Origin of the sequence: Enterobacter cloacae complex sp. SYL003 (assembly GCF_049236925.1) — a bacterium.
Lineage (GTDB): Bacteria > Pseudomonadota > Gammaproteobacteria > Enterobacterales > Enterobacteriaceae > Enterobacter > Enterobacter intestinihominis.
Window position 1 is genome coordinate 23,006 of the sequence record NZ_JBMKJK010000027.1, and the last position, 18,781, is coordinate 41,786.

The window sequence follows — 18,781 nt, forward strand, 5'->3', positions numbered from 1 at the left end:
GGCCCTCTCCCACAGGGAGAGGGAAAAGGAAAATGTGATGGCGATTAGCTATTCATAACTATGACAAATATGAACAGCTTCTGACATTTTGCATTTACGCGCCTGTGATGAAGTGCAGATATCGACATTCACAGGAGATCCGCCATGAGCAGAACCCCGGTTTTAGAGATGCGCCACATTGCCAAAACCTTTGGCAATTTCCACGCGCTCAAGGGCGTGGATTTGACGGTTTTCCCCGGTGAGATCCACGCGCTGATGGGGGAAAACGGCGCCGGAAAAAGCACGCTGATGAAGATCCTCGCAGGCGCCTATACCGCCAGCAGCGGCGACATCCTCATCGACGGCAAGCCATTTCACATCAAAGGTCCGAAAGATGCGCTGGCCGCAGGCATTACCCTGATTTATCAGGAGATGCAGCTTGCTCCTAACCTGACCGTGGCGGAAAACATTTTTCTCGGCAGCGAGCTGTCGCGCGGCGGGCTGGTCCAGCGCAAAGAGATGGCTGCCCAGGCGCAGGCGGTCATTGACCGCCTCGGTGCGCAGTTCAGCGCCACCGACCTGGTCATGAAGCTGACGATCGCCGAGCAGCAGCAGGTGGAGATCGCCCGCGCCCTGCACCGCAACAGCCGCATTCTGGTGATGGACGAACCTACCGCCGCCCTCTCCTCGCGCGAAACCCACCGTCTGTTCGAACTGATTTTGCGCCTGCGCGATGAAGGCATGGCGATTATTTACATCAGCCACCGGATGGCGGAAGTGTATGAACTCTCGGACCGCGTCAGCGTGCTGCGCGACGGGCAATACGTCGGCAGCCTGACGCGCGACAGGCTCAACGCCTCCGAGCTGGTGCGCATGATGGTGGGCCGTCCGCTCAGCGATCTGTTTAACAAAGAGCGCGATATTCCCCTCGGCAGCCCGCGTCTTAACGTCCACCACCTCACCGACGGCAAAAAAGTGCAGCCCTGTAGTTTGCAGGTGCGCTCCGGTGAAATCGTCGGACTGGCGGGGCTGGTCGGGGCCGGGCGTTCCGAGCTGGCGCAGCTGATCTTCGGCGTGCGCAAAGCCACCGGCGGCATGATTGAGGTGGACGGCGAACCGGTGGTGATCCACTCCCCGCGCGCGGCCATTGAGAACGGCATCGGTTTTCTTACCGAGAACCGCAAGGAGCAAGGTCTGTTTCTGGAGCTGGCGGCGCAGGAGAACATCACCATGGCGACGCTGGAGCGCGACGCCACCTTCGGCTGGCTGAACCGCAAAAAAGCGCAGTCGATTTCCGATGACGCCATCGCCCTGCTCAATATCCGCGTGCCCCATTCACAGGTGCGCGCGGGCGGGCTCTCCGGCGGCAACCAGCAAAAACTGCTGATCTCCCGCTGGGTGGCGATAGGCCCGCGCATTCTGATTCTGGACGAGCCCACGCGCGGCGTAGACGTCGGCGCAAAAAGCGAGATCTACCGCATCATGAACCAGATGGCGCGCAAAGGCGTTGCGATACTGATGATCTCCAGCGAGCTGCCGGAAGTAGTAGGGATGAGCGACCGGGTGTACGTGATGCGGGAAGGCAGCATTGCGGGTGAACTGCACGGGCGCGACATCTCTCAGGAAAACATCATGACGCTGGCAACCGGCGTAAACGACACACATCATCAGGCGGTGTAATTATGACAACTCCAACCCATCCGCAGCAGGTGGCGAAATCCGCCTCCGCCAAAAAAATGCTGATGAGCGATCTGATGCAAACGATCGGCATTTTGCCGATTTTAATCCTGATTGTGGCGGTATTTGGCTTTATCGCCCCGAACTTTTTCACCGAGAGTAATCTGCTCAACATTACCCGGCAGGCGTCGATCAACATTGTGCTGGCGGCCGGGATGACCTTCATCATCCTGACCGGCGGGATTGACCTCTCCGTGGGCTCGATTCTGGGCACCACGGCAGTGGCGGCGATGGTGGTCTCGCTTATCCCTGAATTTGCGATGCTCTCCATTCCGGCGGCGCTGATGCTCGGTATGGTGCTGGGGCTGTTCAACGGTGCGCTGGTGGCCTTCGCCGGACTTCCGCCGTTTATCGTCACGCTCGGCACCTATACGGCGCTGCGCGGCGCGGCCTACCTGTTGGCGGACGGCACGACGGTTATTAACTCCAACATTAACTTCGAGTGGATCGGCAATAACTACCTCGGCCCGATTCCGTGGCTGGTGGTGATCGCCCTGGCGGTGATTGTGGTGTGCTGGTTCATCCTGCGCCGCACCACCCTCGGCGTTCACATCTATGCGGTTGGTGGCAACATGCAGGCGGCACGCTTAACCGGCATTAAGGTCTGGCTGGTGCTGCTGTTTGTCTACGGCATGAGTGGCCTGCTCTCGGGCTTAGGCGGCGTGATGAGCGCTTCACGTCTCTACAGCGCCAACGGCAACCTCGGCACGGGGTACGAGCTGGATGCGATTGCGGCGGTGATCCTCGGCGGCACCAGCTTCGTCGGCGGGATCGGCACGATCACCGGCACCCTGGTGGGCGCGCTGATCATCGCCACCCTCAACAACGGCATGACGCTGATGGGCGTCTCCTATTTCTGGCAGCTGGTGATCAAAGGGGCGGTGATCATCATAGCGGTGCTGATCGACAAATACCGTACCCGACACCATCAAAGTGCATAACAACAATACCCTACGTGAGGAATACAGCATGAGATTGAAGCCCTTAGTGACCGCGCTCTGTGCTGGCGCGCTGCTGGCCGCAACCCCGTTTGCGCAGGCAAAAGATCTGAAATCCATCGGCGTGACGGTGGGTGACCTGGCTAACCCGTTCTTCGTGCAGATCACCAAAGGTGCCGAGCTGGAAGCGCGCAAGCTGGCGGGGGACAACGTCAAGGTGACGCTGGTCTCCAGCGGGTACGATCTGGGCCAGCAGGTGTCGCAGATCGATAACTTCATTGCGGCGAAAGTAGACATGATCATCCTCAATGCCGCGGATTCCAAAGGGATCGGCCCCGCGGTAAAACGCGCTAAAGAGGCGGGGATCGTGGTCGTGGCGGTGGACGTGGCGGCGGAAGGGGCCGATGCGACCATCACCTCCGATAACACTCAGGCGGGAGAAATGGCCTGTAAGTACATTACCGACCGCCTGAAAGGTAAAGGCAACGTGGTGATCATCAACGGACCGCCGGTTTCTGCGGTACAAAACCGCGTGGAGGGCTGCCAGACCGAGTTCAGGCGCCACCCGGATATCAAAGTGCTCTCGGATAATCAGAACGCCAAAGGCAGCCGCGAAGGCGGCCTGGAGGTCATGACCTCCCTGCTGGCGGCCAATCCGAAGATCGACGGCGTATTCGCGATTAACGATCCGACCGCGATCGGCGCCGATCTGGCGGCTAAACAGGCGCAACGCAATGAATTCTTTATCGTTGGCGTGGATGGCAGCCCGGATGGTGAAGAAGCCCTGAAGCGCGAAAACTCGCTGTTTGTTGCTACCCCGGCGCAGGATCCGCAGGTGATGGCGGCGAAGGCGGTGGAGATCGGCTATGACATTCTTCAGGGCAAACCTGCGCCGAAAGAGCCTGTGCTGATCCCGGTGACGATGATCGATAAAAAGAACGTCGGCACGTATAAGGGGTGGACGGTTAAGTAAGCCCCTCACCCCGACCCTCTCCCCAAAGGAGAGAGGGTGTTCAAGTTCCCTCTCCCCTTTGGGGAGAGGGTTAGGGTAAGGGGGCGGCAAAAACTCAAGGAGTCCCCATGAAACGCTCCGACATAAATGAAATCCTCGGCCACACGCGGCAGTTCTTCTCCATGCACGGCGTGCATCTCCCGCCGTTTGCCAGCTTTCCGCCGACAAAATGGCAGCAGCTTGACCAGGCAGCATGGCAGGAGGTGTTTGACCTTAGGCTCGGCTGGGACGTGACGGCGTTCGGCGGCAACAGCTTTGCCACCCAGGGCCTGACGCTTTTCACCCTGCGCAACGGCTCCCCCAACGGCGTGCCCTATGAAAAGTGCTATGCCGAAAAAATCATGCACGTCCGCGACGGCCAGGTGACGCCGATGCATTTTCACTGGCGCAAGCGGGAGGACATCATTAACCGCGGCGGCGGGAATCTGATTATTGAGTTATGGAATGCGGGCGCGCATGAAGAGACCGAAAACACCGACGTGACCGTCACGATAGATGGCTGTCGGCAGACGCACGCGCCCGGCAGCCAGCTGCGCCTCACGCCAGGGGAGAGCATCTGCCTGACGCCCGGCCTGTACCACAGTTTCTGGGGTGAACGCGGCTTTGGTGATGTGCTGGTGGGCGAAGTGTCGTCGGTCAATGACGATGAACACGACAACCACTTTTTACAGCCCATCGATCGCTACAACACCATCGAAGAAGACGAACCGGCGGTGCTGGTGCTGTGCAACGAGTACACCCTCTTTCGGATATAAGGAGTGAATGATGCCATTGATTTCTCTTGCCGACGGTCTGGCCCACGCCAGGGAACACCGCTACGCCCTGGGCGCGTTCAACGTGCTCGACTCCCATTTTCTGCGCGCGCTGTTTGCCGCCGCGAAGCAGGAACGCTCGCCGTTTATCATCAACATCGCCGAAGTGCATTTTAAGTACGTGTCTCTGGAGTCGCTGGTGGAAGCGGTGAAATTCGAAGCTGCCCGCCACGATATTCCCGTGGTGCTTAACCTCGACCACGGCCTGCATTTTGAGGCGGTGGTGCGCGCCCTGCGTTTAGGGTTCAGCTCGGTGATGTTCGACGGCTCCACGCTGAGCTATGAGGAAAATATCCGCCAGACCCGGGAAGTGGTGAAGATGTGCCACGCGGTGGGCGTCTCGGTAGAGGCGGAGCTGGGCGCGGTAGGCGGGGATGAAGGTGGCGCGCTGTACGGTCATGCGGATGAAGCCTTCTTTACCGACCCGCAACTGGCGCGCGAATTTGTTGATTCAACCGGCATCGATGCGCTGGCGGTTGCCATTGGCAACGCGCACGGCAAATACAAGGGCGAGCCGAAGCTTGATTTTCCGCGTCTGGACGCCATTCGCCAGCAGACGGGCCTGCCGCTGGTTTTACATGGTGGCTCTGGCATAAGCGACACTGATTTCCGCCGCGCCATTGAACTCGGTATTCATAAAATCAATTTCTATACCGGCATGTCGCAGGCCGCACTTGCCGCCGTTGAGCAACGCATGGCGAACCGCCAACCGCTTTACGATGAGTTTGCCGAGCTGCTGCTGGGCATTGAAGAGGCCATTACCGATACGGTTGCGGAACAGATGCGCATCTTCGGCAGTGCGGGGCAGGCCTAATGGAACGCAAAGGGATCGTCGCCGCAGGCAATATGCTGGTGGATCACGTCCACCAGATCGTACAGTGGCCGGAGCGCGGCTGGCTGGCAGAAATCACCCACAGCGAACGCTCAACCGGCGGTGCGCCGCTCAACGTTCTGCTGACGCTGGCGAAAATGCACGTCGGCCTGCCGTTACAGGCGGTGGGGCTGATTGGGGAAGACAGCGACGGAGACTATATTCTGGCGATGCTCGACCAGTATCACGTCAATCGCCAGCGCGTGCAGCGCACGACGTTCTCCCCAACGTCGATGTCGCAGGTGATGACCGACCCCAGCGGACAGCGCACCTTTTTCCACTCGCCGGGCGCCAACCGCCTGCTGGATCTTCCCGCCTTCGATCGTTTAGACGGATCGCTGAAGATCTTCCATCTCGGCTATCTGCTGCTGCTCGACAGCCTGGATATGCCGGACGAGGAATTTGGCACCCGCAGCGCGCGGTTACTGGCACAGATGCACGATCAGGGGTATGAAACCTCGCTCGATCTGGTGTCCCGCAAGGGCGACCCGCGCTATCAGCCGCTGGTGCTCCCTGCCCTGCGCCATCTTGATTATCTGGTGATTAACGAGCTGGAAGCCGGTGAGTTTAGCGGGCTTGAGATCCGCGACAGCCATGATGCGCTGAACATGGCCCATATCGCCGACGCTGCCGCACAGCTGCTGGCGGCAGGCGTGCGACAGCGGGTGGTGATCCACTGTCCGGAAGGGGCATGGGGTGAAGCGCCGGGTGAAAAAGGGCAATGGGTTCCGTCGTGGAAGCTGACGCAGGACGAGATTATCGGCAGCGTCGGCGCGGGCGACGCGTTTTGCGCGGGCTTTTTATACGGCTGCCATGAATCCCTGCCGCTGACGGAGAGTATTTATCTGGCGCACGCCTGTGCGCGGGCCAGCCTGCTGGCGGCTAATGCAATTGACGGCGCGAAAACGCTGGCCGAGCTTCAGACGTTTATTCAGGAGAACGGTCAGGCGGCTTTCTCATGATGGGAAACGTCCGTGGCAAAAACATAGCCCAGACCGCGAATGGTTTTGATCAGCAGAGGCTGGTGCGGATTAACCTCAATTTTTCGCCGCAACCGCATGATCAGCACGTCGATAGTGCGGTCAAAGACCTCGGCGCTTTCGCTGTGGGTCAGTTCAAGCAGCTGTTCACGGCTCAGTACCCGGCGGGCGTTTTGCGTTAATGCCAGCAGCAGGCCATATTCGCCCTGGGTTAACGGCACGGTATTACGCTGCGGATCGCTCAGCTCGCAGCGGGTGGTGTCCAGCGTCCAGCCGTTAAAGGCAATACCTTCAACGCGCGGCGCGGCAGGCCCCGCGGCCAGCGCACCGGTACGACGCAGCACCGCCTTAACGCGGGCGACCACCACGCGCGGATTGAACGGTTTTCCGATGTAATCATCAGCGCCCATTTCCAGCCCGACGACCACATCTGATTCACTTCCCAGCCCCGTCAGCATCACCACCGGTAGCGACGGTCGCCGCTTTTGCATCTGCAGCAAAACCTGTAATCCGTTGATATCCGGCAGCATCATGTCCAGCAGAACCAGCGCAATGCCGGAGTCCTGCTGGACACGGTTCACCGCTTCCTGACCGGTGTGACACGTCAGCACGGTAAAGACGTGCTCGCTGAGCACATCCTGTAGCAGTTCGCAGACTGCGACATCATCATCAACCACCAGAATCGCCGGTTTCATCGCATGCTTCCGTCAGGGAATTATGTTAAGTCTGAACCATTCTGCCGCCGGCTCCAGCCGAATTGTTTTTTACGTGACGGAAATTCAATCCATGTCACATCCCCTGCCCTTTCGACACGTCAATTTTGACGATTGGCTGTTTTTCGTCAGGGTTTTGCCCCGCAAAGGGTCGTAAAGTCAGGAAATACCCATAGTAAAAACATGGCATAGAAGCTGCATATTGGGCAGGTAAGAACTGTTTAACTGGAGCAAAGTGATGAAAAAAGTCGTCACGGTTTGCCCTTATTGTGCCTCAGGTTGCAAGATCCACCTGGTGGTCGATAACGGCAAAATCGTCCGGGCGGAAGCGGCGCAGGGTAAAACCAATCAGGGCACGCTGTGCCTGAAAGGGTACTACGGCTGGGATTTTATTAACGATACCCAAATCCTCACCCCGCGCCTGAAAACCCCTATGATCCGCCGCGAGCGCGGCGGCAAGCTGGAAGCCGTCTCCTGGAATGAAGCGCTGGATTATGTTGCCACGCGCCTTAGCGCCATCAAGGCCAAGTATGGCCCGGATGCGATTCAGACCACCGGCTCCTCACGCGGAACCGGGAATGAAACCAACTATGTGATGCAAAAATTCGCGCGCGCCGTTATTGGTACCAATAACGTCGACTGCTGCGCTCGCGTCTGACACGGCCCATCGGTTGCAGGTCTGCACCAGTCGGTCGGTAACGGCGCAATGAGTAATGCCATCAATGAGATAGATAACACCGATCTGGTGTTCATCTTCGGCTATAACCCGGCGGATTCTCACCCTATCGTCGCGAATCACGTGATTCGCGCCAAACAGAACGGGGCGAAAATCATCGTCTGCGATCCGCGCAAAATTGAAACCGCGCGCATTGCCGATATGCACATCGCACTGAAAAACGGCTCGAACATCGCGCTGTTAAATGCAATGGGGCACGTCATTATTGAGGAGAACCTCTACGACCAGGCGTTTGTCGCAAGCCGTACGGAAGGGTTTGAAGAGTATCGCAAGATTGTCGAAGGCTATACGCCGGAGTCCGTTGAGGCGATAACCGGCGTCAGCGCACAGGAGATCCGCCAGGCGGCGCGGATGTACGCCGGAGCGAAAACCGCCTCTATTCTGTGGGGTATGGGCGTGACCCAGTTCTACCAGGGCGTGGAAACCGTGCGCTCGCTCACCAGCCTCGCCATGTTGACCGGCAATCTGGGTAAAGCGCATGTGGGCGTGAACCCGGTACGTGGTCAGAATAACGTGCAGGGCGCGTGCGACATGGGCGCGCTGCCGGACACCTATCCGGGCTACCAGTACGTCAAATTCCCGGAAAATCGCGAGAAATTCGCGAAGGCCTGGGGCGTGGAGAGCCTGCCTGAGCACACGGGATATCGCATCAGCGAGCTGCCGCACCGCGCGGCGCACGGTGAAGTGCGTGCGGCCTACATCATGGGTGAAGATCCGCTCCAGACCGACGCCGAGTTGTCTGCGGTGCGTAAAGGGTTTGAGGATCTGGAGCTGGTGATTGTTCAGGATATCTTTATGACCAAAACCGCGGCGGCGGCGGATGTGATTTTACCGTCGACCTCCTGGGGAGAGCATGAAGGTGTCTATACGGCGGCAGACCGCGGCTTCCAGCGCTTCTTCAAGGCTGTCGAGCCGAAGTGGGATCTGAAAACGGACTGGCAGATCATCAGCGAAATCGCCACCCGGATGGGCTACCCGATGCACTACAACAACACCCAGGAGATCTGGGACGAGTTGCGGCATCTGTGCCCGGACTTTTATGGGGCAACCTATGAAAAAATGGGTGAGCTAGGCTACATCCAGTGGCCATGCCGGGATGAGTCAGAGGCGGATCAGGGAACGTCGTACCTCTTTAAAGAAAAATTCGACACCCCGAACGGGCTGGCGCAATTCTTCACCTGCGACTGGGTCGCGCCGATCGATAAACTCACCGACGAGTATCCGATGGTGCTCTCCACCGTGCGTGAAGTGGGCCATTACTCCTGCCGTTCCATGACCGGCAACTGCGCCGCGCTGGCGGCGCTGGCGGATGAACCGGGCTACGCGCAGATCAACACCGCCGATGCCGAACGGCTCGGTATTGAAGATGAAGCGCTGGTGTGGGTGAACTCGCGTAAAGGCCGCATCATTACCCGCGCGCAGGTCAGCGACCGTCCGAACAAAGGCGCGGTCTATATGACCTACCAGTGGTGGATTGGCGCCTGTAACGAGCTGGTGACGGAGAACTTAAGCCCGATAACCAAAACGCCGGAGTATAAATACTGCGCCGTAAACGTGGAGCCCATAGCGGATCAGCGCGCAGCGGAACAGTACGTGATCGACGAATATAACAAGCTGAAAGCCCGCCTGCGTGAAAGCGCAATGGGATGAAGCTGTTAATTAATCGCTGACTAAATGGGGTGAGATATTCACCCCATTATTATTTCTGGCATCGCTATTAATAATATCAATATATTTCTCTGAAGACGTCTCGCAGAAAAATGTAATTTGCGCGAAAATTAATTACATCTTTGCATTTTAATTCAGAGGGATAAGATATGCGGCGGGTGCTTAAGACTTTCTGTCTTGAGCATTGTTGAGGGACAGAAAGTGGAAAGCCCCGGGAAATTTGCATTTACCCGAGGCTACCCCTCAACCCCCAACAGGTTGAGAGTAGCCTCTTATTCTTTTTTTCACAAGGAGTAAAAGGCATGACGCCATTAAAAACTGCGTTAGGCATCGTTTTTATTATTTGCCTGACGATAGTGATCTTTACCTTTATTACTCGCGGTAAGTTATGTGAGTTTTCAATAAAGAGTGAACATCAGGAGGTGGCGGCGAAATTAGCCTGTAACGCAGGCTAACCTCTTCGGGTGGAACGCGTGTTCCGCCCGGCTTGTGGGATGCTGAGGTCTTAACGCACCCGTTTTTTTCTTCTGTCACCGCGATTATACTGCGCGGCATGTACCCCGATGATAAGAATCCATGAAAGCCATTTTTCTGTTGTTGTTATTTTTAACCGCCTTTGCCCGTGCCGATGAGATAGGCAGCCAGTATCGAAAACAGGCGGAAGCCGGTGATGCGCGCGCCCAGTATTATCTTGCCGATACGTACTTCAGTTCCGGCGACAGCAAGCAGGCCGCGCTGTGGGCCGAGAAAGCGGCGAAAGGCGGCAATGTCGACGCCATGGCGCTGCTGTCGCAAATCCTCTTTACGCAGGGCGACTACGCACAGGCCAAAGCTCTGGCCCAACAGGCAAACATTGCGGGCAGCAAACGCGGCGCGATCATGCTGGCGCGGGTGCTGGTGAACACGCAAGCAGGCAAGACCGACTACCCGCAGGCCATTAAACTGCTGCAAACGGCGACCGAAGACATCGATAGCGACTCGGCGGTAGACGCGCAACAGCTGCTGGGGCTGATCTATGCCAACGGCGTTGAAGTCCCTCAGGATGACTTGCAGGCTGCGGCGTGGTTCAAGCGGAGTTCGGCTCTGTCCCGGACGGGCTATGCGGAGTACTGGGCAGGCATGCTGTTCAGGCAGGGTGAGAAAGGCTTTATCACACCGAATAAACAGAAAGCGCTTTACTGGTTAAACCTGAGCTGTACGGAAGGGTTTGATACCGGGTGTGAAGAGTTTGATGCGTTGAGCGGGGAGTAAATTATTGCCCGGTGGCGCTGCGCTTACCGGGCCTACGGTTATGTAGGCCGGGTAAGGCGAAGCCGCCACCCGGCATTTTTACATCACTGGTCAGCCGTTTTATCAAAACGACCCAGCACCTCGCGTTCATACGCCAGCGCTTTTTTACGGTCGAACTTGTGTTCCCACTTGGAGATTACCAGCACCGCCAGCGCATTACCCACCACGTTCAGCGCGGTACGCGCCATGTCGAGGATACGGTCCACACCGGCGATAAACGCCAGGCCTTCCAGCGGAATACCGACGCTGCCCAGCGTCGCCAGCAGCACCACGAAGGAGACGCCCGGCACGCCTGCGATACCCTTTGAGGTCACCATCAGGGTCAACACCAGCACGATTTCCTGCCACAGCGACAGGTCAATGCCGTACAGCTGAGCGATAAAGATTGCCGCAATACTCTGATACAGCGTTGAACCATCCAGGTTGAAGGAGTAACCGGTCGGTACAACGAAGCTGGTAATGGACGCCGGTGCACCGTAGGCCTCCATCTTCTCAATGATACGCGGCAGCACGCTCTCAGAACTTGCCGTGGAGTACGCCAGAATCAGCTCATCTTTCAGAATGCGGATCAGGATCCAGATGCTCAGCCCGCACAGGCGCGCCACAATCCCCAGCACCACCAGCGCGAAGAACAGGATCGCGAAGTGCACCAGAATCACCAGCTTCGCCAACGGCCACAGGGAGGCAAAACCGAAGTTCGCCACGGTTACGGCGATCAGCGCAAAAACACCCACCGGCGCATAGCGCATCACCATGTGGGTGACTTTGAACATGGTTTCAGAGATAGAGCGGAACACCGTTACCAGCGGTTCACGGTGCGTCGCGGGCAGGGAAGAAAGCCCCAGACCAAAGAGCACCGAGAAGAAGATGATCGGCAGCATCTCGCCCTTCGCCATTGACGCGATAATGTTGGTCGGCACCAGCGAGAGGATAGTCCCCATCAGCCCATGCGAATGGCTCTGCACGTCGGCGGTGGTGCTTTGATATTTCGAAATATCCACCGTCGCCAGCTGCGACATATCAATCCCGGAACCTGGCTGGAACACGTTCGCCAGGGTGATACCAAGAATGATGGCAACCGTGGTGATCACTTCGAAATAGAGAATGGTTTTAACGCCGATGCGGCCTAACTGTTTCGCATCACCTACCCCGGCAATACCGACCACCAGCGTCGAGATCACAATCGGCACAACAATCATCTTGATCAGATGAATAAAGATATCGCCCGCTGGCGAGAGAAGGTTCGCAATCAGCCACTCGCGGCTGTCGCTATGATAATGGAGGTAACTGCCCAGCAAGATGCCCAGCACAAGGGCCAGCAGGATCTGCCAGGCCAGGCTGACTTTCAAATTTTTCATAGAAACTGACTTCCTCAATGAAATCTCCGCACCAGCAAAACTGCATGAATATGGAGACATACTGAAAGGGTATGAATTGTGTTGCGTTGGTTTATGGGATTTTTTAACGCGCCGTATGAGTATCATTTGCACGGCATGCTGCGCAAGCCTTAAAGAACAAGGCATTTCACTGCAAAAAGCGTCATTGACGGTAATTAATAGCAATCCACATCAATAACCGATTGTTATGAAAAAACTTTTACAAACAAAAAAGTGAATAATTCTTCAGATGAATTATTTCCCTTCAAAGTTTCATTCGCTCAATTTTCATACTCTTCAGACATTGCGTGATCTGTCGCCCAAATACTAAACAAAGCTTGTAAAGCCCCTACTATTAACGTTTTTGCGACATATTATTAACATCTTACAAGGAGAAAAAAAGCCATGAGCCAAATACACAAACACGACATTCCCGCAAACATTGCGGACCGTTGCCTGATAAGCCCGGAGCAGTACCAGGAGAAATACCAGCAGTCCATTTCCAGCCCTGACGCATTCTGGGGTGAACAGGGCCACATCCTCGACTGGATCAAACCTTATCAGAAGGTAAAGAACACCTCTTTCGCGCCGGGCAACGTCTCCATTAAATGGTATGAAGACGGCACGCTGAACCTGGCGGCGAACTGCCTGGACCGCCATCTTGCCGAACGCGGCAACGAAACGGCCATTATCTGGGAAGGCGACGATGCCTCTCAGAGCAAACACATCTCATATAAAGAGCTTCATCGCGACGTCTGCCGCTTCGCCAACGTGCTGCTGGCCCAGGGCATTAAAAAAGGCGATGTGGTGGCGATCTATATGCCGATGGTGCCGGAAGCCGCGGTGGCTATGCTGGCCTGCGCGCGCATCGGCGCGATCCACTCCGTTATTTTTGGTGGCTTCTCGCCGGAGGCGGTTGCCGGACGTATCGTCGACTCGAACTCAAAGCTGGTGATCACCGCTGACGAAGGCGTGCGTGCCGGGCGCGGCATTCCGCTGAAGAAAAACGTCGATGAAGCGCTGAAAAACCCGAACGTGAAATCCATCCATAACGTCATTGTCTTCAAACGCACGGGCGGCAACATTGACTGGCACGAGGGCCGAGACCTGTGGTGGAGCGATCTGATTGAAAACGCAAGCGACCAGCATCAGCCGGAAGAGATGAACGCGGAAGATCCGCTGTTTATCCTTTATACCTCCGGATCCACCGGTAAGCCGAAAGGCGTGCTGCATACCACCGGCGGCTATCTGGTTTACGCGGCCACCACCTTTAAATACGTTTTCGACTACCATCCGGGCGACATCTACTGGTGTACCGCCGACGTGGGCTGGGTCACCGGTCACAGCTACCTGCTGTACGGCCCGCTGGCCTGCGGCGCAACGACGCTGATGTTTGAAGGCGTACCTAACTGGCCAACGCCGGCGCGTATGTGCCAGGTGGTCGATAAGCATCAGGTCAACATTCTCTACACCGCGCCAACGGCGATCCGTGCGCTGATGGCGGAAGGCGATAAAGCCATCGAAGGGACCGACCGCTCTTCCCTGCGCATCCTCGGTTCCGTGGGCGAGCCGATCAACCCGGAAGCCTGGGAGTGGTACTGGAAGAAGATCGGCAACGAGAAGTGCCCGGTGATGGACACCTGGTGGCAGACCGAAACCGGCGGCTTCATGATCACCCCGATGCCGGGCGCCACGCAGTTGAAAGCCGGTTCGGCCACCCGTCCGTTCTTCGGCGTGCAGCCCGCGCTGGTGGACAACGAAGGCAATCCGCAGGAAGGGGCCACCGAAGGCAACCTGGTAATCGTCGATTCCTGGCCTGGCCAGGCGCGTACCCTGTTCGGCGACCATGAGCGCTTCGAGCAGACCTACTTCTCGACCTTTAAAAACATGTACTTCAGCGGCGACGGCGCGCGCCGGGACGAAGACGGTTATTACTGGATCACCGGACGCGTGGACGACGTGCTGAATGTTTCCGGCCACCGTCTGGGCACGGCGGAGATTGAGTCTGCGCTGGTGTCGCATCCGAAGATTGCCGAAGCGGCAGTTGTCGGCATTCCTCACAACATCAAAGGCCAGGCGATCTACGCCTACGTCACCCTGAACCACGGCGAGGAGCCGTCGCCAGAGCTGTATACCGAGGTGCGTAACTGGGTGCGTAAAGAGATCGGCCCGTTGGCCACGCCGGACGTGCTGCACTGGACCGACTCACTGCCGAAAACCCGTTCCGGCAAGATTATGCGCCGTATTCTGCGCAAAATCGCAGCGGGCGACACCAGCAACCTCGGTGATACCTCAACGCTTGCCGATCCTGGCGTGGTGGACAAACTGCTCGAAGAGAAGCAGGCCATCGCAATGCCTTCCTAGTGTTTTCTCCCTCTCCCCGTGGGAGAGGGCCGGGGTGAGGGCATCAGACCGCACCTTCCTTCCATCACCCTAACCCTCTCCCCATAGGGGAGAGGGGATAAAAACAAACCAACCTTACCTTTGGAGACTCTGTGATGAATAACGATATTTGTCAGCAGATAGAGAATAGTGCGCACTACAAGGAGCTCGTCGAAAAACGGCAACGGTTTGCCTTTATCCTTTCCATCATCATGCTGGTTATTTACGTCGGCTTTATTCTGCTGATCGCCTTTGCGCCGCAGTGGCTCGGTACGCCGCTGCACGCCGGAACCAGCGTTACGCGCGGCATCCCAATTGGCATTGGCGTTATCGTTATTTCGTTTGTGCTGACAGGTGTGTATGTCTGGCGTGCGAACGGTGAATTCGATCGTCTTAACAGAGAAGTTCTGCGCGAGGTAAAAGCATCATGAAGCGAGTCCTGACGGCGCTTGCCGCCACACTTCCCTTTGCTGCCCATGCGGCAGATGCCCTTACCGGCGAGGTCCAGCGCCAGCCAACCAACTGGCAGGCGATTATCATGTTCCTGATTTTCGTGGTGCTAACGCTTTACATCACCTACTGGGCGTCGAAACGCGTGCGCTCCCGTAACGATTACTACACCGCGGGCGGCAACATTACCGGCTTCCAGAACGGGCTGGCGATTGCGGGAGACTTTATGTCTGCCGCCTCGTTCCTCGGGATCTCCGCGCTGGTTTATACCTCGGGGTATGACGGCCTGATCTACTCCCTCGGCTTCCTCGTCGGCTGGCCGATCATTCTGTTCCTGATTGCCGAGCGCCTGCGTAACCTTGGCCGCTACACCTTTGCAGACGTAGCTTCATACCGCCTCAAACAAGGCCCCATCCGCATGCTCTCCGCCTGCGGTTCGCTGGTTGTGGTGGCGCTGTACCTGATTGCGCAGATGGTGGGCGCGGGTAAATTGATCGAGCTGCTGTTCGGTCTGAACTACCACGTCGCGGTGGTGCTGGTAGGCGTGCTGATGGTGATGTACGTCCTGTTCGGCGGCATGCTGGCCACCACCTGGGTACAGATCATCAAAGCGGTACTGCTGCTGTTCGGCGCCAGCTTTATGGCCTTTATGGTGATGAAACACGTCGGGTTCAGCTTCAATAATCTGTTTACCGAAGCCATGTCAGTGCACCCGAAAGGGGAAGCGATCATGAGCCCGGGCGGGCTGGTGAAAGATCCGATATCCGCGCTCTCGCTCGGTCTCGGCCTGATGTTCGGTACCGCTGGCCTGCCGCATATCCTGATGCGTTTCTTCACGGTGTCTGATGCACGTGAAGCGCGTAAAAGCGTGTTTTACGCCACCGGGTTTATGGGCTACTTCTACATACTGACCTTTATCATCGGCTTTGGCGCGATCATGCTGGTGGGGGCAAACCCGGCGTTTAAAGACGCGGCGGGCGCGCTTATCGGCGGTAACAACATGGCGGCGGTGCATCTGGCCGACGCGGTAGGCGGTAACCTGTTCCTCGGCTTTATCTCTGCCGTGGCCTTCGCCACCATCCTCGCGGTGGTTGCAGGGCTGACGCTGGCTGGTGCGTCTGCGGTATCGCACGATCTCTACGCCAACGTTTTCCGCAAAGGCGCAAGCGAGCGCGATGAGCTGAAAGTCTCCAAAATCACCGTACTGGTGCTGGGCGTCGTCGCCATCCTGCTGGGGATTTTGTTCGAGAAGCAGAACATCGCCTTTATGGTGGGGCTGGCCTTCTCGATTGCGGCAAGCTGTAACTTCCCAATCATTCTGCTCTCCATGTACTGGTCAAAACTGACCACCCGTGGGGCGATGATTGGCGGCTGGCTGGGGCTGCTGACGGCGGTGATTCTGATGATCCTCGGCCCGACCATCTGGGTGCAGATCCTCGGTCACGAAAGCGCTATCTTCCCGTATGAATACCCGGCGCTGTTCTCCATTGCCGTGGCGTTTATTGGGATCTGGTTCTTCTCAGCGACCGACAACTCGCCGGAGGGTAACCTGGAGCGTGAGAAATTCCGCGCCCAGTTTATCCGCTCGCAAACCGGCCTGGGTGTTGAGCAAGGCCGCGCGCACTAAACCTTTTCTCCCCGGTCGCTCTGGCCGGGGAACTTAAAACATCACCCACGCCACCAGCGGCGCGATTAATACCATTGTCACGCCCGAGAGCATCATCACCAGGCTTGCAACAACGCCTTCCTGCTGTCCCAGCTCATACGAACGTGCCGTCCCCGCCCCGTGCGACGCCGCGCCAAACCCCGCCCCTTTCGCCATCCCTTCGCGAATGGAAAGGCGCAGAAACAGCACATCCCCCACTGCCATGCCGAACACGCCGGTCACCACCACAAACAGCGCCACCAGATCCGGCTGTCCGCCGAGCGGTTTAGCCGCCGCCAGCGCGAACGGTGTGGTCACCGAGCGTACCGCCAGGCTGCGCTGGATTTCATCAGACAGGGTAAACAGCCGCGCCAGCCAGACCGAGCTGCACACCGCCACTACCGTCGCGGTGACGACACCCGCGCTGAGCGACATCCAGTGGCGTTTAATAATTGCCAGGTTGTCATACACCGGCACCGCAAAGGCGATAGTCGCCGGGCCGAGCAGCCACAGCAGCCAGTGGGATTCACCAATGTAGTTCTGCCAGGAGATATGGCCGAAGACCAGCATCAGCACCAGCAGGATCGGCGTAAAGACCAGCGGCATCAGCGGCAGCGTGCGAAAGCGGCGATACAGGCGCTTGTTGGCAAAGTAAATGACGACTGTCGCAATCAGGCATAGCACGCTTATCTGAAAGTTAGTCATGCTTCTGCCTGCTGATTTCAAAGCGATACACTTTATCCACCACCCAGGCGGTGGCGCCCAGCACCATCAGCGTGCTCAGGGCGATAACCGCAAAGATGCGCCAGCCGTCGACCATCAGCAGTTGCGCATAATTCACCACCGCCACCACGGCCGGAACGAAGAACAGCAGCATCTCCGCCAGCAGCCAGCGCGCACCGGCCCGCACCCAGCTAAGGGGTAACGCGCGACAGAGGATCAACGTCAGCATCAGCACCATTCCCACCAGGTTGGCGGGTAAAGGCAGGTTCAGCCAGTCGACAAGATATTCAGCAAAAACAAACAGTCCCGCGTAGAGCAGTACCTGAACCGGTACCTGGAGTCGTTGAACAACGGCAGGCGTAACACGGCTTAACGCCACGGCCATGGGGGTTTTCCTCAGAAATGAGACGAGGCGCCAGTATAGTGAGCGTACGGTATCGACTGAAATGAATTAAAATCATCGAAGGTATAGTTTCGAGGAATAATCATGGACATAAGAACGCTGCGCTATTTTGTCGAGGTGGTTCGCCAGCAAAGTTTTACCCGCGCAGCGGAGAAGTTATTCGTAACCCAGCCTACCATCAGTAAGATGCTGAAAAACCTCGAAGATGAGCTGAACTGTACCCTGCTGATCCGCGACGGGCGCAAGCTGCTGCTGACCGATACCGGTCGCGTAGTGTTCGAGCGCGGGCTGGCAATTCTGGCGGAGTTCCGCCAGCTGGAGGCCGAGCTTGGGGACATCAACCACCTGACAAAAGGGCTGCTGCGGCTCGGCATTCCGCCGATGGTCGGCATGATGATGGCCGGGCCGATTAGCCTGTTTCGCCAGCGCTATCCCGGCGTTGAGCTAAAAATCTCTGAGTTTGGCGGCCTGACCGTGCAGCAGGCGGTGATGAACGGTGAACTGGACGTGGCCATGACGGCCCTTCCCGTGGAAGAAGAGAGCGGGCTGGCAACGCTGCCGCTGTTCAGCCACCCGCTGTGCGTGCTGGTGCCGCGCTCCGGCGACTGGCTGAAGATTGAATCAGTAAAACCCGAGCTGCTCGGCGAACACCCGCTGCTGATTTACAACGAAGATTTCGCCTTAAGCCGCCAGCTGATGGCGCTGTTTAACCAGCACAACGTAAAGCCGCGCATTGCGGTGCGCAGCGGCCAGTGGGATTTTCTGGCAGCGATGGTACAGGCGGGCGTGGGGATAGCCATTCTGCCGCAGCCGATCTGCGGGCGGCTGGATAAAAACACGCTGCGCTGGATCCCGCTGGAGAGCGATCTGCACTGGCAGTTAGGGATGATCTGGCGTGAAGGGGTGTATCTGTCGCACAGCGCACAGGCGTGGTTGCAATGCTGTGAGGGGTTTTGGGTACCCTCACCCTAACCCTCTCCCATAGGGCTGAGGGATCCCCAGTAATTTTTTTATGCAGAAGCAATAAAGTTGCTTTCTAAATGACTGAGGGCTGTCAGCGATGCCC

At 57.4% G+C, this 18,781-nt stretch carries 17 protein-coding genes; 13 read left to right on the top strand and 4 right to left on the bottom strand.

Features of this window, described 5'->3' with window-relative positions; genetic code table 11:
- The first annotated feature begins 144 nt into the window (after positions 1-144).
- The 6 genes from ACOT1A_RS22535 (at position 145) to ACOT1A_RS22560 (ending at position 6,311) form a co-directional block, all read left to right on the top strand.
- Positions 145-1,659, top strand: coding sequence for a sugar ABC transporter ATP-binding protein (locus ACOT1A_RS22535; protein WP_023299107.1), 1,515 nt, complete (start codon positions 145-147; stop codon positions 1,657-1,659).
- A gap of 2 nt (positions 1,660-1,661) precedes the next feature.
- A complete protein-coding gene (locus ACOT1A_RS22540) occupies positions 1,662-2,657 on the top strand; it encodes an ABC transporter permease subunit (RefSeq protein ID WP_003860239.1) in 996 nt (331 codons plus the stop codon).
- Positions 2,658-2,685: 28 nt separating this feature from the next.
- Positions 2,686-3,627 carry an ABC transporter substrate-binding protein gene (locus ACOT1A_RS22545; RefSeq protein ID WP_003860240.1) on the top strand — a complete coding sequence of 314 codons (942 nt, stop codon included), beginning with the start codon at positions 2,686-2,688 and terminating at the stop codon, positions 3,625-3,627.
- Positions 3,628-3,734: 107 nt separating this feature from the next.
- On the top strand, positions 3,735-4,421 hold the full coding sequence (locus ACOT1A_RS22550) for a D-lyxose/D-mannose family sugar isomerase (RefSeq protein WP_023299106.1): 687 nt from the start codon (positions 3,735-3,737) through the stop codon (positions 4,419-4,421).
- A 10-nt stretch (positions 4,422-4,431) separates the two neighbouring features.
- Entirely contained in the window at positions 4,432-5,292 is an 861-nt protein-coding gene (locus ACOT1A_RS22555; protein WP_048965641.1) for a ketose 1,6-bisphosphate aldolase, read from the top strand.
- Positions 5,292-6,311 carry a carbohydrate kinase family protein gene (locus ACOT1A_RS22560; RefSeq protein ID WP_048965642.1) on the top strand — a complete coding sequence of 340 codons (1,020 nt, stop codon included), beginning with the start codon at positions 5,292-5,294 and terminating at the stop codon, positions 6,309-6,311. Before ACOT1A_RS22555 ends, ACOT1A_RS22560 begins: the two co-directional genes overlap by 1 nt.
- On the opposite strand, the gene ACOT1A_RS22565 is transcribed toward ACOT1A_RS22560, so the two are convergent.
- Positions 6,293-7,024, bottom strand: a complete 732-nt coding sequence (locus ACOT1A_RS22565; protein WP_165716238.1) for a response regulator — start codon at positions 7,022-7,024, stop codon at positions 6,293-6,295. The genes ACOT1A_RS22560 and ACOT1A_RS22565 overlap by 19 nt on opposite strands.
- A gap of 256 nt (positions 7,025-7,280) precedes the next feature.
- Here ACOT1A_RS22565 and fdhF point away from each other — a divergent pair, with 256 nt between their 5' ends.
- The 3 genes from fdhF to ACOT1A_RS22580 all read left to right on the top strand — a co-directional run bounded on the left by fdhF (position 7,281) and on the right by ACOT1A_RS22580 (position 10,697).
- Complete coding sequence (gene fdhF / locus ACOT1A_RS22570; protein WP_080465274.1) at positions 7,281-9,428, top strand: formate dehydrogenase subunit alpha; 2,148 nt, start codon at positions 7,281-7,283, stop codon at positions 9,426-9,428.
- 320 nt (positions 9,429-9,748) lie between these two features.
- Positions 9,749-9,901: a Hok/Gef family protein gene (locus tag ACOT1A_RS22575; RefSeq protein ID WP_023299102.1), complete on the top strand. Its 153-nt coding sequence runs from the start codon at positions 9,749-9,751 to the stop codon at positions 9,899-9,901.
- A gap of 121 nt (positions 9,902-10,022) precedes the next feature.
- Positions 10,023-10,697 carry a tetratricopeptide repeat protein gene (locus ACOT1A_RS22580; protein ID WP_023299101.1) on the top strand — a complete coding sequence of 225 codons (675 nt, stop codon included), beginning with the start codon at positions 10,023-10,025 and terminating at the stop codon, positions 10,695-10,697.
- An 83-nt stretch (positions 10,698-10,780) separates the two neighbouring features.
- Here the strand turns inward: ACOT1A_RS22580 and gltP are convergent, their stop codons facing one another.
- Entirely contained in the window at positions 10,781-12,094 is a 1,314-nt protein-coding gene (gene gltP / locus ACOT1A_RS22585) for a glutamate/aspartate:proton symporter GltP (RefSeq protein ID WP_022646765.1), read from the bottom strand.
- 423 nt (positions 12,095-12,517) lie between these two features.
- On the opposite strand from gltP, the gene acs reads away from it, so the two are divergent.
- From acs to actP, 3 genes are all read left to right on the top strand, one after another.
- On the top strand, positions 12,518-14,476 hold the full coding sequence (gene acs, locus ACOT1A_RS22590; RefSeq protein WP_023299100.1) for an acetate--CoA ligase: 1,959 nt from the start codon (positions 12,518-12,520) through the stop codon (positions 14,474-14,476).
- Between the two features lie 134 nt (positions 14,477-14,610).
- Positions 14,611-14,925 carry a DUF485 domain-containing protein gene (locus ACOT1A_RS22595; protein ID WP_038415083.1) on the top strand — a complete coding sequence of 105 codons (315 nt, stop codon included), beginning with the start codon at positions 14,611-14,613 and terminating at the stop codon, positions 14,923-14,925.
- Entirely contained in the window at positions 14,922-16,571 is a 1,650-nt protein-coding gene (gene actP, locus ACOT1A_RS22600; protein WP_023299099.1) for a cation/acetate symporter ActP, read from the top strand. Before ACOT1A_RS22595 ends, actP begins: the two co-directional genes overlap by 4 nt.
- A gap of 33 nt (positions 16,572-16,604) precedes the next feature.
- On the opposite strand, the gene ACOT1A_RS22605 is transcribed toward actP, so the two are convergent.
- Together ACOT1A_RS22605 and ACOT1A_RS22610 are read right to left on the bottom strand one after the other, a co-directional pair.
- On the bottom strand, positions 16,605-17,294 hold the full coding sequence (locus ACOT1A_RS22605) for an LrgB family protein (RefSeq protein WP_022646761.1): 690 nt from the start codon (positions 17,292-17,294) through the stop codon (positions 16,605-16,607).
- Entirely contained in the window at positions 17,287-17,697 is a 411-nt protein-coding gene (locus ACOT1A_RS22610; protein WP_022646760.1) for a CidA/LrgA family protein, read from the bottom strand. The genes ACOT1A_RS22605 and ACOT1A_RS22610 overlap by 8 nt, the downstream gene beginning before the upstream one ends.
- A 102-nt stretch (positions 17,698-17,799) precedes the next feature.
- Between ACOT1A_RS22610 and ACOT1A_RS22615 the strand changes: the two genes are divergently transcribed.
- Positions 17,800-18,687 (top strand): LysR family transcriptional regulator, encoded by an 888-nt coding sequence (locus tag ACOT1A_RS22615; protein ID WP_276170466.1) that lies wholly within the window; start codon positions 17,800-17,802, stop codon positions 18,685-18,687.
- Positions 18,688-18,781: the final 94 nt, after the last annotated feature.

What these genes read in the sequence shown, in the direction of transcription:
- ACOT1A_RS22610 (WP_022646760.1), bottom strand. Translation starts at nt 17,697, where the DNA reads ATGGCCGTGGCGTTAAGCCGTGTTACGCCTGCCGTTGTTCAACGACTC.
- ACOT1A_RS22575 (WP_023299102.1), top strand. Translation starts at nt 9,749, where the DNA reads ATGACGCCATTAAAAACTGCGTTAGGCATCGTTTTTATTATTTGCCTG.
- ACOT1A_RS22535 (WP_023299107.1), top strand. Translation starts at nt 145, where the DNA reads ATGAGCAGAACCCCGGTTTTAGAGATGCGCCACATTGCCAAAACCTTT.
- ACOT1A_RS22545 (WP_003860240.1), top strand. Translation starts at nt 2,686, where the DNA reads ATGAGATTGAAGCCCTTAGTGACCGCGCTCTGTGCTGGCGCGCTGCTG.
- ACOT1A_RS22565 (WP_165716238.1), bottom strand. Translation starts at nt 7,024, where the DNA reads ATGAAACCGGCGATTCTGGTGGTTGATGATGATGTCGCAGTCTGCGAA.
- ACOT1A_RS22550 (WP_023299106.1), top strand. Translation starts at nt 3,735, where the DNA reads ATGAAACGCTCCGACATAAATGAAATCCTCGGCCACACGCGGCAGTTC.
- ACOT1A_RS22560 (WP_048965642.1), top strand. Translation starts at nt 5,292, where the DNA reads ATGGAACGCAAAGGGATCGTCGCCGCAGGCAATATGCTGGTGGATCAC.
- ACOT1A_RS22615 (WP_276170466.1), top strand. Translation starts at nt 17,800, where the DNA reads ATGGACATAAGAACGCTGCGCTATTTTGTCGAGGTGGTTCGCCAGCAA.
- acs (WP_023299100.1), top strand. Translation starts at nt 12,518, where the DNA reads ATGAGCCAAATACACAAACACGACATTCCCGCAAACATTGCGGACCGT.
- ACOT1A_RS22580 (WP_023299101.1), top strand. Translation starts at nt 10,023, where the DNA reads ATGAAAGCCATTTTTCTGTTGTTGTTATTTTTAACCGCCTTTGCCCGT.
- gltP (WP_022646765.1), bottom strand. Translation starts at nt 12,094, where the DNA reads ATGAAAAATTTGAAAGTCAGCCTGGCCTGGCAGATCCTGCTGGCCCTT.
- ACOT1A_RS22540 (WP_003860239.1), top strand. Translation starts at nt 1,662, where the DNA reads ATGACAACTCCAACCCATCCGCAGCAGGTGGCGAAATCCGCCTCCGCC.
- ACOT1A_RS22595 (WP_038415083.1), top strand. Translation starts at nt 14,611, where the DNA reads ATGAATAACGATATTTGTCAGCAGATAGAGAATAGTGCGCACTACAAG.
- actP (WP_023299099.1), top strand. Translation starts at nt 14,922, where the DNA reads ATGAAGCGAGTCCTGACGGCGCTTGCCGCCACACTTCCCTTTGCTGCC.
- ACOT1A_RS22555 (WP_048965641.1), top strand. Translation starts at nt 4,432, where the DNA reads ATGCCATTGATTTCTCTTGCCGACGGTCTGGCCCACGCCAGGGAACAC.
- ACOT1A_RS22605 (WP_022646761.1), bottom strand. Translation starts at nt 17,294, where the DNA reads ATGACTAACTTTCAGATAAGCGTGCTATGCCTGATTGCGACAGTCGTC.